This window comes from Arthrobacter arnarulunnguaqae (assembly GCF_051262515.1).
Taxonomy (GTDB): Bacteria; Actinomycetota; Actinomycetes; order Actinomycetales; family Micrococcaceae; genus Arthrobacter_N.
In genome coordinates this window covers 154,291-169,302 of record NZ_JBIMER010000001.1, presented here as the reverse complement: position 1 = coordinate 169,302, position 15,012 = coordinate 154,291, and the positions used below count along the sequence as shown (strand labels likewise).

The 15,012-nt window shown below is 69.5% G+C and carries 16 protein-coding genes; 2 read left to right on the top strand and 14 right to left on the bottom strand.

What is annotated here, in order from left to right; translation table 11 throughout:
• Both recA and ACHAAJ_RS00745 read right to left on the bottom strand, forming a co-directional pair.
• Complete coding sequence (gene recA, locus ACHAAJ_RS00750) at nucleotides 1-1,047, bottom strand: recombinase RecA (protein WP_435725939.1); 1,047 nt, start codon at nucleotides 1,045-1,047, stop codon at nucleotides 1-3.
• A gap of 200 nt (nucleotides 1,048-1,247) precedes the next feature.
• On the bottom strand, nucleotides 1,248-1,469 hold the full coding sequence (locus ACHAAJ_RS00745) for a DUF3046 domain-containing protein (RefSeq protein WP_435725938.1): 222 nt from the start codon (nucleotides 1,467-1,469) through the stop codon (nucleotides 1,248-1,250).
• Nucleotides 1,470-1,528: 59 nt separating this feature from the next.
• Here ACHAAJ_RS00745 and ACHAAJ_RS00740 point away from each other — a divergent pair, with 59 nt between their 5' ends.
• A complete protein-coding gene (locus tag ACHAAJ_RS00740; protein WP_435725937.1) occupies nucleotides 1,529-2,005 on the top strand; it encodes a MarR family winged helix-turn-helix transcriptional regulator in 477 nt (158 codons plus the stop codon).
• 119 nt (nucleotides 2,006-2,124) lie between these two features.
• Here ACHAAJ_RS00740 and ACHAAJ_RS00735 read toward each other — a convergent pair whose 3' ends face one another.
• The 6 genes from ACHAAJ_RS00735 to dapA form a co-directional block, all read right to left on the bottom strand.
• A complete protein-coding gene (locus ACHAAJ_RS00735; RefSeq protein ID WP_435725936.1) occupies nucleotides 2,125-2,556 on the bottom strand; it encodes a helix-turn-helix domain-containing protein in 432 nt (143 codons plus the stop codon).
• A gap of 171 nt (nucleotides 2,557-2,727) precedes the next feature.
• Nucleotides 2,728-3,273, bottom strand: coding sequence for a CinA family protein (locus ACHAAJ_RS00730; protein WP_435725935.1), 546 nt, complete (start codon nucleotides 3,271-3,273; stop codon nucleotides 2,728-2,730).
• A complete protein-coding gene (gene pgsA, locus ACHAAJ_RS00725; protein WP_435725934.1) occupies nucleotides 3,274-3,876 on the bottom strand; it encodes a CDP-diacylglycerol--glycerol-3-phosphate 3-phosphatidyltransferase in 603 nt (200 codons plus the stop codon).
• A gap of 9 nt (nucleotides 3,877-3,885) precedes the next feature.
• Nucleotides 3,886-6,768: an FtsK/SpoIIIE family DNA translocase gene (locus ACHAAJ_RS00720; protein WP_435725933.1), complete on the bottom strand. Its 2,883-nt coding sequence runs from the start codon at nucleotides 6,766-6,768 to the stop codon at nucleotides 3,886-3,888.
• A 66-nt stretch (nucleotides 6,769-6,834) separates the two neighbouring features.
• Nucleotides 6,835-8,541 (bottom strand): ribonuclease J, encoded by a 1,707-nt coding sequence (locus ACHAAJ_RS00715; protein ID WP_435725932.1) that lies wholly within the window; start codon nucleotides 8,539-8,541, stop codon nucleotides 6,835-6,837.
• Nucleotides 8,542-8,556: 15 nt separating this feature from the next.
• Complete coding sequence (dapA, locus tag ACHAAJ_RS00710) at nucleotides 8,557-9,474, bottom strand: 4-hydroxy-tetrahydrodipicolinate synthase (RefSeq protein WP_435725931.1); 918 nt, start codon at nucleotides 9,472-9,474, stop codon at nucleotides 8,557-8,559.
• A gap of 63 nt (nucleotides 9,475-9,537) precedes the next feature.
• Here dapA and ACHAAJ_RS00705 point away from each other — a divergent pair, with 63 nt between their 5' ends.
• The gene (locus ACHAAJ_RS00705; protein WP_435725930.1) at nucleotides 9,538-10,782 is read left to right on the top strand and encodes a heparan-alpha-glucosaminide N-acetyltransferase domain-containing protein; all 1,245 of its coding nucleotides are present in this window, start codon (nucleotides 9,538-9,540) and stop codon (nucleotides 10,780-10,782) included.
• A 74-nt stretch (nucleotides 10,783-10,856) separates the two neighbouring features.
• On the opposite strand, the gene ACHAAJ_RS00700 is transcribed toward ACHAAJ_RS00705, so the two are convergent.
• Genes ACHAAJ_RS00700 through ACHAAJ_RS00675 form a run of 6 tightly spaced genes read right to left on the bottom strand, consistent with a single transcriptional unit; the run spans nucleotide 10,857 to nucleotide 14,862 of the window.
• Complete coding sequence (locus tag ACHAAJ_RS00700; protein ID WP_435725929.1) at nucleotides 10,857-11,339, bottom strand: hypothetical protein; 483 nt, start codon at nucleotides 11,337-11,339, stop codon at nucleotides 10,857-10,859.
• 5 nt (nucleotides 11,340-11,344) lie between these two features.
• Entirely contained in the window at nucleotides 11,345-12,103 is a 759-nt protein-coding gene (gene dapB, locus ACHAAJ_RS00695; protein ID WP_435725928.1) for a 4-hydroxy-tetrahydrodipicolinate reductase, read from the bottom strand.
• Between the two features lie 18 nt (nucleotides 12,104-12,121).
• On the bottom strand, nucleotides 12,122-12,577 hold the full coding sequence (locus ACHAAJ_RS00690; RefSeq protein WP_435725927.1) for a molybdenum cofactor biosynthesis protein MoaE: 456 nt from the start codon (nucleotides 12,575-12,577) through the stop codon (nucleotides 12,122-12,124).
• On the bottom strand, nucleotides 12,567-13,067 hold the full coding sequence (locus tag ACHAAJ_RS00685; protein WP_435725926.1) for a MogA/MoaB family molybdenum cofactor biosynthesis protein: 501 nt from the start codon (nucleotides 13,065-13,067) through the stop codon (nucleotides 12,567-12,569). Before ACHAAJ_RS00685 ends, ACHAAJ_RS00690 begins: the two co-directional genes overlap by 11 nt.
• Entirely contained in the window at nucleotides 13,064-13,582 is a 519-nt protein-coding gene (moaC, locus tag ACHAAJ_RS00680) for a cyclic pyranopterin monophosphate synthase MoaC (RefSeq protein ID WP_435725924.1), read from the bottom strand. Before moaC ends, ACHAAJ_RS00685 begins: the two co-directional genes overlap by 4 nt.
• Nucleotides 13,579-14,862 carry a molybdopterin molybdotransferase MoeA gene (locus ACHAAJ_RS00675; protein WP_435725922.1) on the bottom strand — a complete coding sequence of 428 codons (1,284 nt, stop codon included), beginning with the start codon at nucleotides 14,860-14,862 and terminating at the stop codon, nucleotides 13,579-13,581. The genes moaC and ACHAAJ_RS00675 overlap by 4 nt, the downstream gene beginning before the upstream one ends.
• Nucleotides 14,863-15,012 lie beyond the last annotated feature (150 nt).

Sequence of the window (15,012 nt, the reverse complement as noted above, 5' to 3'; positions counted from 1 at the left end):
CTACGAGTCCGAGACTGCCTTCAGCTTCGGATCCTTGACATCGGCCTCGACCGGTGCGCCGATGCCAAGCTTCTCCTTGATCCGGCGCTCCAATTCGTTGGCCAGGTCTGGGTTGTCGGTGAGGAACCTGCGCGCGTTTTCCTTGCCCTGTCCCAACTGGTCCCCGTCGTAGGTGAACCACGCGCCGGACTTCTTCACGAAGCCCTCCTCGACACCCATGTCGATCAGACCGCCCTCGCGGGAAATGCCGTGCCCGTAGACGATGTCGAACTCGGCCTGCTTGAACGGCGGGGCCATCTTGTTCTTGACGATCTTGGCGCGGGTCCGGTTGGCCACCGCGTTGGTGCCTTCCTTCAGTGTCTCGATGCGGCGGACGTCGATGCGAACCGACGCGTAGAACTTCAGTGCCTTGCCGCCCGTCGTCGTCTCCGGGCTGCCGAAGAAGACGCCGATCTTTTCACGTAGCTGGTTGATGAAGATGGCCGTGGTCTTCGTCTGGCTCAGGCGACCTGTGATCTTCCGGAGCGCCTGGCTCATCAGGCGCGCCTGCAGACCGACGTGGCTGTCTCCCATGTCGCCCTCGATCTCGGCGCGCGGAACCAGCGCGGCGACCGAGTCGATGACGATGACGTCCAGCGACCCGGATCCGATCAGCATGTCCATGATCTCCAGGGCCTGCTCGCCCGTGTCGGGCTGCGAGACCAGGAGCGCGTCCGTATCCACGCCGAGCTTCTTCGCGTATTCGGGGTCCAGCGCGTGCTCGGCGTCGATGAACGCGGCGATGCCGCCGTTCTTCTGGGCGTTGGCCACGGCGTGCAATGCGACGGTGGTCTTACCCGAGGACTCCGGACCGTAGATTTCCACGACGCGGCCGCGGGGAAGACCGCCAATGCCGAGCGCGATGTCCAGGGCGATCGAACCCGTGGGGATCACCTCTATCTTGGCGCGGGTGTCATCGCCCAAACGCATCACGGAACCCTTGCCGAATTGCTTGTCGATTTGCGCCAGCGCTGCGTCGAGCGCCTTCTCGCGGTCCATTGCGGCCATTTGCCCACCTCGGTTGTCTCATGGCCTTCCGGCCCGTTGTTCGTCCTTTAACCACGCTATGTGCCGGCCCGGACATTTTGGCCCGGGATGCGTCGGTTGTGGACGGTCGGGGCCGTTGGCCCCGTATTTCATCTCTGTGAGGAGCCTATCGTTATCCGAACAGATATTCGATTCATCTTCCCGGCGTGTCCGTGCCACTTTCAGTCCTTGGGCATCCTGTCGATTCCGAGGCGCCGCACCGGCGGCACGTCTTGCATCTCGCAGACGGCGAGCCACACGGCGCGGGGGTGCGCCCCGGCGGAAAGGGCCTCCTGCGCCGTGCGGCCACCCAGTTCCGCCAAAACCAGATCGCCCGCCAACACGCGGGCGTACGCGGAGCCGAACTCGTCCTCCATCAAACGCCAGAAATCACTGAGTCTCACCCTTGAATTGTCCCACGCGCACGCCACCGCGCCGGGGACCGCCACCTATCATGGTGGTCATGACGCACCACGATGCCCCGGCCTTCGCCGGAGACCGCGACCAGGCCATCCACGACATGGAGGAGCAGTTGAGTTTCCTCTGGCGGCGGGCCCGCGCCAACGGCAACAAGGTGGCCCGCCAGGTCCATCCGGACATGGAACCCGGAGCCTACGGACTTCTCGCCGCCCTACAGCGCAAGGGCAGCCTCCGCCTCACGGATCTGGCGGCGGAGATCGGTGTCGGAAAGCCGTCGGTCAGCCGTCAGGTGACCCTGCTCGAATCCCTGGGCATCGTGCGCAAGACCGCCGACCCGCTGGATGGACGCGCTCAGACCATCAGCCTCACCGAGGAGGGCGCGCGGCAGCTCTCCGCCGCCCAGACCGCACGACGCCATGTGTTCCACGACTTGCTCGCCGATTGGCCGGTCGACGACCTGTCGTCCCTGGCTGCGTTGCTGACGCGGCTGAACCATTCCTACCGGAACGACCCGATGTAGCTCTCGCAGGAACCGTAGCGAACCGCGTATCCGCTACGGGATACGGAAAGGGACCCGTTTCCGGGTCCCTTTCGCGTTGCTGCCGCGCGGCCTGGGCAGTATGGCCGCGAGTGGCGCGCCTAGCGGCTGGAGGCCATCCCCTTCAGGCGGTCCGGCCATTCCTCGGGCATGGACCCGAACTCGCTCGACAGCTCGACAGGGACGGTGTCGGGAATCTCTACGCCCTCGGCCAGCGCGACGCGGTCGCTTACCTGGCGGAGCATCAGGGAAAGCGGGACATCCAAGGCACCGCAAATGGACGAGAGAAGTTCGGAGGATGCTTCCTTCTGGCCGCGTTCGACCTCCGAAAGGTAGCCCAGGGAAACGCGGGCGTTGTGTGACACTTCGCGCAGGGTACGGCCCTGACGCTGACGAACGTCCCGGAGGACGTCGCCAATTTCGTGGCGTAGGACTACCATCTTGGGCTCCTTCTGGTCGCGACGGGCATCTTCTGTCAGTCCCACATCCCGCCAACGGACGACACCGTTCACGGTTACGGGTTGCTTGACCATGTGTATTGCCTTACTCCTTTGGGTCCTTGCGCCGGCTTGACGGTCGGATCGGGTGGCGCCTCGTGCGTTCCCCGATGCTTTTTCCAACTACCGGGGGCCACGTTTTGTTCCCGGGAGACCACCCTATCCATTCGGGGACCACGCCTGCCAGTGATACGACCGCGTTGTGGCTTAATCTTTGCCGAAGGCTAGTTCTCGGAGTTTCCGCAGTGCGGCGTCCCTCGACTGCACCCGGATTCGCTGGCGGTCGCCCTCGAACCGGAATGCCTCGAACCCCGTTCCGTCCGGTCCCGCATATCCGATGAAAACAGTGCCGACGTCTTTGCCGTCGTGGGCCGCGGGGCCGGCAACGCCGGTGGTGGAGACCGCGAAGTCCGCCCCGCAGGCACTGCGCGCGCCGACGGCCATCCGCGCGGCGACCTCGCCGTCGACCGAGCCGACCCGTTCCAACAGATCGGGGTCCACACCGAGGAGCCCCGACTTGACGTCGTTGTGGTAAGCGACGACGCCGCCGCGCAGGACTGCGGAGGATCCGGCGATGTCCGCCAGCGCCGCGGACACGAGTCCGGCGGTGAGGGATTCCGCGGTTGCCACTGTCACGGAGCGTCCGACGGCGGCCTCGACCACCTCCCGCGCCATGGGCAGTCCGGCTGCGGCGGGCTCGGGCAGCGGCCAGCAGCTCGTGGCGCCGGTCGCCTCCGGCGTGCGCTCGGCCACCTACTTGCCCCGCCGCGCGGCCGCGCGCAGGCGGGCGGCCTGGAACACATAGTCGATTCCCGTGTAGAGCGTGATGGCCACGGCAAGCAGCATCACCGCGAGCGCGACGACCTCCAGCCATCCCACGGTGTGTGTCACCGGCAGCAGGTACAGGAACACGGCCAGGGACTGCGTCACCGTCTTCAGCTTGCCCCCGCGCGACGCCGGCATGACCCCGTATCGGATCACCGCGAAACGCAGCAACGTGATCCCCAGTTCACGAACGAGGATGACGACGGTGATCCACCAGGGCAGTTCCCCGAGCAGCGACAGCAGCACCAGAGCCGAGCCGAGCAGGAGCTTGTCCGCGATCGGGTCGGCGATCTTGCCGAAGTTGGTGATCAGGCCCCGGCTGCGGGCCAGGTCGCCGTCGAGCTTGTCCGTGTAGATCGCCGCCGCGAAGACCGCCACGGCGACCCAACGCAGGACGCCGTACCCGGAGTCGTCCGCCAGCAGCGCCCACGCGAAGAACGGGACCATGACGATGCGCAGCGTGGTGAGCACGTTGGCGATGTTCAGCGTCGGGACGGGGTCGGTGCCGCCGTCCTCCTCATGCGATGTCACGGACTCAGGCTACCTTCCGGTGAGGCTCCACGCGTCGTTGGAGCCCCCCTCGTCGCCGTCGTCGGACCCGTCGTGGTAGTCGATCGCCCGCGTGCGGCTATCCAGGTCCTCGCCGACGACGTCGGTTCCGTAGTGGTTGGCGTTGGCGTTCTCGGCCAGCGCGGCCTCCATCGCCGGCGCCTCCCCGGCCGACGCCGGAGCGTCCTCCCCGCGCATCGTCGCCAAGACGCCGGGAAGGTCGTCCGGCTTGACGAGCACGTCGCGCGCCTTGGACCCCTCCGAGGGGCCGACGACGCCGCGCGACTCCAGCAGGTCCATCAGGCGTCCTGCCTTGGCGAACCCGACGCGCAGCTTGCGCTGCAGCATCGACGTCGAACCAAACTGTGTGGTGACCACCAGTTCCGTGGCCTGCAACAGCACCTCGAGGTCGTCGCCGATGTCGTCGTCGATTTCCTTCTTGGCGACCTCTACGGCGACGTCCTTGCGGTACTCCGCCTTCAGCTGTCCCTTGACGTGCTCGACGACGCGGTGGATTTCCGACTCGGTGACCCAGGCGCCTTGGACGCGCATCGGCTTCGAGGCGCCCATCGGCAGGAACAGCGCGTCTCCCTGCCCCAGCAGCTTCTCGGCGCCCGGCTGGTCCAGCACGACCCGAGAGTCGGTGACCGAGGACGTCGCGAACGCCATCCTCGAGGGAACGTTGGCCTTGATGAGGCCCGTCACGACGTCCACGGACGGTCGTTGGGTCGCCAGCACCAGATGGATGCCGGCGGCGCGGGCGAGTTGGGTGATGCGGACGATCGAGTCCTCGACGTCGCGCGGGGCCACCATCATGAGGTCCGCGAGCTCGTCGACGATCACCAGCAGGTACGGGTAGGGCTTCATGACGCGCTTGGAACCCTCGGGAGGTACCGCCTTGCCGTTCCGGACGGCCTTGTTGAAGTCGTCGATGTGCTTGTAGCCGAAGTTCGCGAGGTCGTCGTAGCGCGTGTCCATCTCGCGGACCACCCACTGCAGCGCCTCGGCGGCCTTCTTCGGGTTGGTGATGATCGGGGTGATCAGGTGCGGAACACCCTCGTAGGCGGTGAGTTCGACGCGCTTGGGGTCCACCATGACCATGCGGACCTCGTCCGGGGTCGCGCGCATCAGGATGGACGTGATCATCGAGTTCACGAACGAGGACTTGCCCGCGCCAGTGGCACCAGCGACGAGCAGGTGGGGCATCTTGGCCAGGTTGGCGACGACGAAGCCGCCCTCGACGTCCTTGCCGACGCCCATGACCATGGGGTGCTCGGTCTTCCGCGCCGCGTTGGAGCGCAGGACGTCGCCGAGGGCCACGACCTCCTTGTCGGCGTTCGGGATCTCGATGCCGATGGCGCTCTTGCCCGGGATGGGGCTGAGGATGCGCACGTCCGAGGAAGCGACCGCGTAGGAGATGTTCTTGCTCAGGGCGGTGACGCGCTCCACCTTGGTCCCGGGCGACAACTCGATCTCGTAGCGGGTCACGGTCGGTCCGCGGCTGAAGCCGGTGACCTGGGCCTCGACCTTGAACTGGTCGAGGGTCTCCGTCAGCGCCTTCACGACGGAGTCGTTGGCCTCCGAACGCTCCTTGGCCGGTGGCCCGGACGGGAGGAACTCCGACGCCGGCAGGGTGTAGGCGACGTCGCCAGACAGCTGCAGCTGCTCGGTGCGCTGCGGGATCGGCGTCAGGGGCGCGGGCTGGGCCACGGGATTCGAGGGAACCTTCGGCGCCGACGCCGCCAGGGCGGCCAGGTCGGCCGTGTCGATCGCCTCGGTGACCGGTGCGGGGTCGCCGAGGCCGACGTCGCTCTTGATCTTCTCGATGGCGCGTTCGGACGCCGTGGGACGGCGCACGCCCGGTGGTATCCGTGGCTCGGACGCGGCGTCCTCCGGACGCGCCTCCTCGTCCGCTTCGCGGATGACCGCGTGGTCGTAGGCCTCGTCGCCGGAGAAGGCGCCGCGCGACGCGTCGTCTTCGTCGTCGCGCGTCCGCTTGTCCTTGCCGAAGAGGCTTCCCTTCCGCCGGGCTTTGCGGTCCTCGCGGGACTTGGCCTTGCGCTCCTCGTAGAGGTAGCTCTGGTCGTGCTCGGGACCGTCCCGCGTGTCCCGCCCGGCGTCGTCCGGCTGACCCATGACCCATTCGTATCCCTGGCGCAGGCGTGCCGGGATGTGGCGGAACGGGGTGGCCGTGATGATCATCAGACTCAGGAAGAGCAGGAGGCACATGATCACCAGGGCGCCCCAGCGGCTGATGAGGCCGGAGATGGGCGAGGTCATGAGGAACCCCACGATGCCGCCTCCGGACCACAGCCGGTCGAAGGCATCGGAGAGCGTGGGGACGCCCTCGACGACGTGGGCGATACCGGCTCCGGCCGCCGTGCCCAGCGTCAGGCCGATGCCGACGCGGGTGTTGGCGCGGTCTTCCTCCGGATGGCGGAACAGCCTGAACGCGCCCACCAGGAGAACAAAGGGAAGGATGACGGCCATGTAGCCGAACGTGCCGCCGGCGACGTTGTGCACCGCGGTGCCGTACCAGCCCTGTCCGCGCAGGCCCCACCATTCGACGCTGGCGACGACCGCCGCGATGAGCACCAGGAACAGGCCGGTGCCGTCCCGGCGCAGGTCGTGGTCCGGATTGACGTCCCGCCCCAGCTTGCGGAAGGCGCCGGCCACGATGCGCGCGATCCCCATCCAGAGACCACGCACGGCGCGCAGCGGAAACGGCAGGTCGTGTTCGGGAACCTGTTGTTGCTGGCGCGTGCGGGCGGTGGGGGTGCGCGCGGCGCCGGCGGACTTGCTGCGCGCCCCTGCTGCGCTGGCCGGTTTGCGGCCAGAGGCCTTCGGCTGGCTGGGGGAAGTACGGGTGGCCATAGTCGCCACGGTACCCGAAATGGGCCTTGAAACCGGGGATCTACACGCCCCTTTGGGCCTCCGGATTTAGGCCTCCAGGACCACCGGCACGATCATCGGCCGACGCCGCAGCTTGCGGCTGACCCATGACCCGATCACCCGGCGAACCACTTGCTGGAGCTGGTGCGTGGTGTGCGTCGGGTTGTTGACCACAGCCTCCTCCAGCGCGGCGGCGATCTTCGGCTTGATGTCGTCGAAGACGGAGTCGTCCTCCGCCACGCCGCGGGCGTGGATGTCGGGCCCCGAAACGATCTTCCCGGTCTGCCTGTTGACCACGCTGATCACCGAGATGAATCCCTCTTCGCCCAGGGTCCTGCGGTCCTTGAGGTCGTCGTCGGTGACGCCGCCGACGCTGGAGCCGTCCACGTAGACGAATCCGCAGTCGATCCGTCCCACGGCCCGTGCGACTCCCCCGCGCAGGTCGACCACGGACCCGTCCTCCGTCAGCAGCACGTTGGCCGCGGGGACTCCCGTCTGTTCGGCGAGGCGGCCGTTGGCGATCAGGTGCCGCGTCTCACCGTGCACCGGCATGGCGTTCTTCGGCCTGATGATGTTGTAGCAGTAGAGCAACTCGCCGGCGGAGGCGTGCCCGGAGACGTGCACCTTGGCGTTGCCCTTGTGCACCACCTCCGCACCGCGGCGCATGAGTCCGTTGATGATGCGGAACACCGCGTTCTCGTTTCCGGGGATCAACGAAGACGCCAGGATAACGGTGTCGCCCCGGCCCACGTTGATCCGGTGGTCGCCGTTGGCCATGCGGGACAGGGCCGCCATCGGTTCCCCTTGGGAGCCCGTGGACATCAGCACCACCTTGTGGTCCGGGAGCTTGTCCACCTCCTTGAGGTCCACGAGGATGTTGTCCGGGACGGTGAGGAAGCCGAGCTTGGCGGCGATCGCCATGTTCCGCACCATGGAGCGGCCGACGAAAGCGACCTTGCGCTGGTGGAGGTGGGCCGCGTCCAGAACCTGCTGCACGCGATGGACGTGGGACGAGAAGGAAGCGACGATCAGCCGCTTCTCGGCCACGCCGAAAAGCCGCTCCAGCACGGGACCTATTTCCTTCTCGGCGGTGGTGAAGCCCGGCACGTCGGCGTTGGTGGAGTCGGACATGAACAGGTCGACGCCTTCCTCGCCCAAACGCGCGAAGGCGCGCAGGTCGGTGATGCGACCGTCGAGGGGCAACTGGTCCATCTTGAAGTCGCCGGTGTGCAGGACGTTGCCCGCAACTGTACGGATGAAGACGGCCAGCGCGTCGGGGATCGAGTGGTTCACGGCGACGAATTCGCACTCGAACGGCCCCAGCTTCTCCACCTGGCCCTCGGCCACCGTGAGGGTGAACGGACGGATCCGGTGTTCCTGCAGCTTGGCCTCGATCAGGGCGAGCGTCAGCCTGGAGCCGATGAGCGGGATGTCCGCCTTGAGTCGCAATAGGTACGGTACGGCACCGATGTGGTCCTCGTGCCCGTGCGTCAGGACGACGCCTACGACGTCGTCCAAGCGGTCCCGGATGTAGCCGAAGTCCGGCAGGATCAGGTCGACGCCGGGCTGGAATTCCTCGGGGAACAGCACTCCGCAGTCAACGATCAGCAACTTGCCGGCGATCTCGAACACGGCCATGTTGCGCCCGATCTCGCCGAGTCCCCCGAGCGGCACAATCCGCAGTGTGCCCTCCGGCAGGGGCGGTGGAGCGTTCAGTCGCGTCCCGTCCGCGGGGTCCACAGGGGTTTCGGTCATGCGGTGGCTACTTTCCTAGATGGCCCAGCCGGCCTCCGCCAGATCGGCGCGGATCGGCGCGAGATCCGCCTCCGTCGGTGCCACGAGGGGCAGCCGGACGAGGGCGTTCGGCAGGACGCCCTGCCAATGGAGAATGGTTTTGGCGGCGACGGCTCCCTGGATGTGGGACATGACGGCGCGTTGCACGGGGTCCAGGGCGAAGTGGGCGGCGCGGGCCGTCGCGAGGTCGCCTGCGCGGACGGCATCGACCAGCTCGCGGTATTTGGCGGTTGCCACGTGTGCCGTCACCGAGACCAGGCCGACGGCGCCCGCCGCCATCAGCGGCAGCGTCAGTCCGTCGTCGCCCGAGTAGACGTCCAGGTCGGTGTTGGCCAGCACGCGCGTGGTTTCCTGGAAGTTCGCCTTGGCGTCCTTCAACGCAACGATCCGGGGGTGCTCCGCGAGCCGCATCAGCGTCTCGGTCTCGATGACGATCCCGGCCCGTCCGGGGATGTCGTACACCATCACGGGCAGGTCAACGGCGTCGGCGATCGCCTCGACGTGCGCCTGGACGCCCGCTTGGCTCGGCTTGTTGTAGTAGGGCGCGGTCACGAGCAGGCCGTCGATGGGCAGCTCCGCTGCCCTGCGCGAAAGCGCGATCGAATGACGCGTGTCGTTCGTCGTCGAACCTGCCAGGACCTTGGCCCGGCCGCCGACGGCGTCGGCCACGACGCGGAACATCTCCAGGTTCTCGTGGTCCGCCAGCGTCGACGTCTCGCCCGTGGTGCCGGTGACGACCAGGCCGTCGCAGCCATCGTCGACCAGCTTGGACGCCAAGCGCGCGGCGGCGTCGTAGTCGACGTCCCCGTTGTCCTTGAAGGGGGTAACCATGGCGGTCAGCAGGGTACCGAACGTGTAGTCGTTCCGGGCGGCGGCGGGTGCGGAGGCTGGCATGGATACAACGTTACACTTTCCGCGAACGAGGGATCCCCGCGGCACCGCCCGTAGGCTGGCAACATGACGAAAAGCACGCCCGGGCGAGGCCCCGCCAAGACGCGGCTCGCCGGGATCGATGCGGCCAGGGGACTCGCCCTCCTGGGCATGATGGCCACCCACATCATCCCGCTGTCCAAGGACGTGACGGACGATTCCGCGGGAGCGGCCCTCGCCGCCGCCGAGCCCACGTGGGCGGCGCTCTGGTTCGCGGGCAAGGCGTCGGCGCTGTTTGCCGTGCTGGCCGGCGTCGGGCTGGCGTTGCTCACCGGCGCGGCGCGGCCGTTGTCCGGCGACCGTCTCGCCGCGACCCGCCGCGGCGTGGTGGTCCGCGCGCTGGCGATTGCCACCCTGGGACTTGTGGGCGGCTCGCTGGACACCCACGTGGCGGTCATCCTCGTCCACTACGGGCTGTTGTTCCTGTTCGCGATCCCGTTCCTGGGGCTTCCCGCACGGCGGCTCGCCTGGTGGGCCGGCGGGTGGTTGCTCTTGTCGCCGGGCCTCCTGTTCCTCGCGCGGCCGCCCGTCTCCGCCGCGCTCACGCCCGCGGACGTCGGCGGCTCCCCGGTCTTCATGGACCTGTTCCGGCCGGCCACCCTGGCGGCGGACCTCTTGGTCACGGGCTACTACCCGGTCCTCGTGTGGACCGGCTTCGTTCTGCTGGGCCTGTTCGTCGGGCGCTGCGACGTTTCGCGCCCACCAGTGGCCCTGGCGTTCGCCACGGCCGGCGCGGCCGTCGCGGCGGGTGCCCGGGCGCTATCCGTGGCGCTTTTGGCCCGTCCGGACGCCGAAGCTGCCCTGACGTCGGGTACGGGCCGGGGCTCCGACGCGCTGGGGGTCTCGCTGCGGACGGGGCAGGGGCTGGCCGGCGTGGAATCGACGCCCTGGTGGTTCGCGCTGTCCGCCCCCCACACCGGAGCGCCGCTGGACATCCTGCACGTGGCGGGAACGGCGGTGGCCGTCCTGGGGATCTGCCAATTGGCCGCGACGGCGCTGAAGTCCCTGCTCGGCGGGGCGGGCGAGATGCTCCTGTGGCCCATTGCCGGAGCGGGGGCGGCGACGCTCACCCTCTACCTGGGGCATCTGGTCGGGTTGGACCTGCTCAGCGGTGCGACCGCGGACAGGCCCCGGCTCGGTGTCTACCTGTGGTACGCCGGGGCCGCGCTGCTGGTGGGCATCGCCCTGAAGTGGGCGGCCGTCCGGGGACCGCTGGAGTCGATGGTGCATACGATGGCCGCCGGAGCGGCCGGCGACACCGCGCGCCGGTAGGCGGTCCCGCGGAGCCGGCTCCCGGCCGCCCGCGGGGTGGCCCCCGGCCCAGGCGGCCGGGAGCGTGGCTGGCTCTAGCCCGCCGGGGGGCGGGCGGGCCTGCCGATGCGCGATTCGGGCGAGGCGACGAACAACGCAACGGCGGCCCGCATCGTGTGCCGCGCCCGCTTGCGGTCCCCCGCCACGTCGTAGGCCAGTGCCAGTCGGTGCAGGCTGCGCCAGCTGTCCGGGTTCCGTTCGGCCTCGTCCCTGTACTGGGCGAAGTCCTCGTCGGCCGCGGCCCTGACGATGCGGCCCGACGGCGTCCGCGGCAGCTCGTCGACGGGCAGCAGTCCCTCGGCCTCCAGAATGCGGGCCATCCGCTGGGTGCGGGCGCCGAACAACAACTCGCGGACCAGGATCCACACCCCGATGAGCGGCAGCACAAACGCCGCCACCCCGATGCCCTTGGCGAGCGGCTCCGGCGCGGAAAGGTAGGCGATCGAGGACGAGAACGACGCGAAAAGGTACAGCACGAAAAGCGCGATGATCGCGCCCACCCACAGCTTGGTCTTCACCCGCGCTACGCCCCCAGGTCCAAGTAGCCGTCGAGTCCGTAGGTCAATCCGGGGCGGTCGGCAACGGTTCGCAGGCCCAGGAGGACTCCCGGCATGAAGGACGCGCGGTCGAAGGAGTCGTGGCGCAGGGTCAACTGCTCCCCCGGTCCCCCGAAGAGCACCTCCTGGTGTGCGACCAGGCCGCGTAGCCGGACCGAGTGCACACGCACCCCGTCGACGTCGGCGCCCCTTGCGCCCTCGAGGCCGGAGGCCGTGGCATCCGGGCTCCCCGCGACGCCGGCCGCCGCCCGCGAGGCCGCGATCAGTTCCGCGGTGCGCACCGCCGTCCCGGAGGGCGCGTCCACCTTGTCCGGGTGGTGCAGCTCGATCACCTCGACCGATTCGAAGTAGCGGGCCGCGCGCGCGGCGAAGGCGGTGGCCAGCACCGAGCCCAGTGCGAAGTTCGGGGCGATGAGCACGCCGGTGCCGGGCCGGGTGGCCAGCAGCTCCTCGAGCGAGGCGCGCCGCGCCTCGGTCCAACCGGTCGTTCCGACCACCGCGTGGAGCGAATGCTCGACGGCGAAGCGGACGTTGGCCTCGGTGCTTTCCGGGACGGTGAGGTCGAGGACGTGGGTGGCGCCGGCGTCGAGCACGGCACCGAGCGGGTCCTTCCGGCCGAGCGCGGCGACGAGGCGGAGGTCCGGGGCGGCTTCGACGGCGCGCACGGCTTCGGCACCCATGCGCCCGGAGGCGCCAAGGACTGCAACGGAAAGGGGTGGGGTCATGCCCCTAGGCTATCCCGGTCAGGCGATGCCGACCCATTCCGTGTCGCCGTCGTCGAAATGCTGTTCCTTCCACACGGGCACGCCGTGCTTGACGGCTTCGACCAGGTCGCGGCAGGCGTCGAAGGCCTCGGCCCGGTGCGCCGAGGCGGCCGCGGCCACCAGCGCGGAGTCCCCCACCACGAGGTCTCCGATGCGGTGGAACGCCCAGAGCCGCGTTCCGGGATGGCGGTCGGCCACCTCGGCGGCGAGTTCGAGCATCCGCTGCGGCGCGCTGGGGTGCGCGCTGTAGGCAAGCCGCTCCACGCCGCGCCCGCCGTCGTGGTTGCGCACGACGCCGCCGAACGTGACGACGGCACCGGTCTCGGCGGTCTCGACGGCCTGCCACGCGGTCTCCACGTCGATCGGATCGGCGCTCACGCCGGCCGCGACCACGATTCCGGGCGCCGGGGTTCCGGCGCGTGCCTCAATGTCCATGTCCGCCCTCCAGTTGTTCGCACAGGTGTCCGATGATCGGATCCAGCACGCCGAGCGCGTCCATCACGCCGCCCGGGGACCCCGGCAGGTTGGCGACGAATGTCCCGTTGGACGTGCCCGCGTATCCGCGGCTCAGGTCCGCGTGCGGAGTCTTTGCCCTGCCCGCGGCGCGGATGGCCTCCATGATGCCGGGCAGGTGCCGGTCCAGGAGCGGAAGCGTCATCTCCGGCGTCGCGTCCGTGGGGCTGAGCCCGGTGCCGCCGCTGGTCAGCACGACGCGCGGCCCGGTGAGGAGGATCGCCCGGAGAGCGGCACCGACCGGCTCCCCGTCCGGCACGACGATCGCCTCGCCGGTTTTCAGCCCGTGCTCGGCGAGCCAGTCGCGGATCACCGGTCCGGTGCGGTCCTCGTAGACGCCCGTGGCCGCACGCGTCGAGGCGATCAGCACGGCGGCTCGGCGCGGCGCGGCACCCGGCTCGCGGGCGCTCATGCGTCGGCTCCCGGGACGCGGGAGTCGTCCAGGGACCAGTCGCCGCTCTTGCCGCCGGACTTGGCAAGCACCCGGATGCCGCCGATCACCGCGTGCTTGTCCACCGCCTTGACCATGTCGTAGAGGGCCAGCGCCGCGACCGAAGCCGCGGTGAGCGCCTCCATCTCCACGCCCGTGACTCCCCGGGTCTTCACGGCCGCCACGATCCGCACGGATCCGGCGGCGGCATCCGGCTCGAAGTCCACCGTCACCTTCGACAGGGGCAGCGGGTGACACAGGGGTATCAGGTCCGGCGTCTTCTTGGCCCCCATGATTCCCGCGACGCGGGCCACCGCCAGCGCGTCGCCCTTGGGCAGCGTGCCGTCGGCAATGAGGACGACGACGTCGGGCCGGGTGGTCAGCACCGCCTCGGCGGTCGCCTGGCGCGAGGTCTCGGCCTTCGCCGAAACGTCGACCATGTGCGCCGTGCCGTCCGCCCGCACATGGCTCAGCTCCCGTGCCGCGTCCCCGCTCATGATTCGTCTCCCATCAACATGGTTTCAACCGTAGCGCCCGCCGCGACCTCCGTGGTTTCGCCCGGGATCAGGATCAGCGCGTTCGAACGGGCGAGGGCATGCACCAGGTGGGACTCCATTCCGCCCACGGTCGCCACGCGCCCGGACTCCGGGGAGTAGACGCCCCGCCGCGCCTGGACCTTGCCGTTCGGGGATCCCGCCAACGAATGCGCCAGCGTTGCGTCGACGCTTCGGCGATGCGGCAAACCGATCAGGGGTGCGAAGGCCGGGCGGAGGAACAGCTCGAAGCTGACGAAGCTGCTGACGGGGTTGCCGGGAAAGGCCACCACGGGAACCGGGCGCACCCCCGGCAGCTCCAGCAGGCCGGATCCCTGGGGCCCCCCGGGCTGCAACGCCACGGAGCCGAAGGTCACCCCGTGCGCGGCGAGGGCCAGCCGGACCACTTCGTAGGCGCCCTTGCTGATGCCGCCGCTGGTCAGCACCAACTGGAATCCGGGCCCGTCCGCGGCGCCGAGCTCCGCCGCCAACGAAGAGACGAAGCCGGCCACGTCGTCGGCGCTGATTCCGGCCGGGCGCACTTCCCATCCTGCCTGTTCCAAGCAGGCACGAAGCAGCGTGGTGTTCGCGTCGTGGATCTGCCCCGGCTTCAGTTCGGAGCCGGGCGCGGCGACCTCGTCGCCCGTGGAAATCAGGAGCGCGAGCGGACGGCGAACGACGTCGAGCTCCGCGACGCCCAGTGCCGCGGCAAGTCCCAGTTGAGCCGGTCCCAACCGGGTCCCCCCGGCCAGCGCCGCCGTTCCCGCGGCGATGTCGCTGCCCGCCCGGCGCACGAAGCGCCCCGCGGGGTGCGAGGCGGGAAGCCGGACCGTTGCCGCGCCGTCGTACGGTGATCCGCCGCCAACGAAGTCGGGGAAAACGGGCGGATCGGCGGCCTCGACGGGAACGACGGCGTCCGCGCCCGCGGGCAGCATGGACCCGGTCATCACGGGGGCCGCCGCGCCCGGCGGCAGCGCGGGCGCGGCGGCCCCCGCGGGGATCGGCCGCGCGACCGCCAGCGGCCCGCCCGGGGCGAGATCGGCGGTCCGCACCGCGAAGCCGTCCATCTGGGAATTGTCGAAGGGCGGCAGGTTCCGCGGGGCGGACAGCTCGACGGCGAGGGTGCGGCCGCGCGCGTCGGCCAGCGGCACTGATTCCGTCCCGAGCGAGGAAAGCGGACCGGAGAGCAGGACCCGCAGCGTTTCGCGGTGCTCGTCGACGGTGCGCCGGAAGGTGGGCTCCATGAAACCATCCTACGGCGGCGCCCTTTGACGCCGGTGGCGGAATGCCTGGCCGGGACGCGGCTTTCACTGTCCCCGCCCCGCACGGTGCACTACGCTCGATCCCATGGAACAGAGCCCCGAAACCCCACGATCTGGCGTCGCCGCGGCGGT

Coding starts and splice junctions, on each gene's coding strand:
- ACHAAJ_RS00740 (WP_435725937.1), top strand. CDS start 1,529: ATGACGCACCACGATGCCCCGGCCTTCGCCGGAGACCGCGACCAGGCC.
- ACHAAJ_RS00715 (WP_435725932.1), bottom strand. CDS start 8,541: ATGACCGAAACCCCTGTGGACCCCGCGGACGGGACGCGACTGAACGCT.
- moaC (WP_435725924.1), bottom strand. CDS start 13,582: ATGAGCGGGGACGCGGCACGGGAGCTGAGCCATGTGCGGGCGGACGGC.
- ACHAAJ_RS00675 (WP_435725922.1), bottom strand. CDS start 14,862: ATGGAGCCCACCTTCCGGCGCACCGTCGACGAGCACCGCGAAACGCTG.
- recA (WP_435725939.1), bottom strand. CDS start 1,047: ATGGCCGCAATGGACCGCGAGAAGGCGCTCGACGCAGCGCTGGCGCAA.
- ACHAAJ_RS00705 (WP_435725930.1), top strand. CDS start 9,538: ATGACGAAAAGCACGCCCGGGCGAGGCCCCGCCAAGACGCGGCTCGCC.
- dapB (WP_435725928.1), bottom strand. CDS start 12,103: ATGACCCCACCCCTTTCCGTTGCAGTCCTTGGCGCCTCCGGGCGCATG.
- ACHAAJ_RS00735 (WP_435725936.1), bottom strand. CDS start 2,556: ATGGTCAAGCAACCCGTAACCGTGAACGGTGTCGTCCGTTGGCGGGAT.
- ACHAAJ_RS00690 (WP_435725927.1), bottom strand. CDS start 12,577: ATGGACATTGAGGCACGCGCCGGAACCCCGGCGCCCGGAATCGTGGTC.
- dapA (WP_435725931.1), bottom strand. CDS start 9,474: ATGCCAGCCTCCGCACCCGCCGCCGCCCGGAACGACTACACGTTCGGT.
- ACHAAJ_RS00685 (WP_435725926.1), bottom strand. CDS start 13,067: ATGAGCGCCCGCGAGCCGGGTGCCGCGCCGCGCCGAGCCGCCGTGCTG.
- ACHAAJ_RS00720 (WP_435725933.1), bottom strand. CDS start 6,768: ATGGCCACCCGTACTTCCCCCAGCCAGCCGAAGGCCTCTGGCCGCAAA.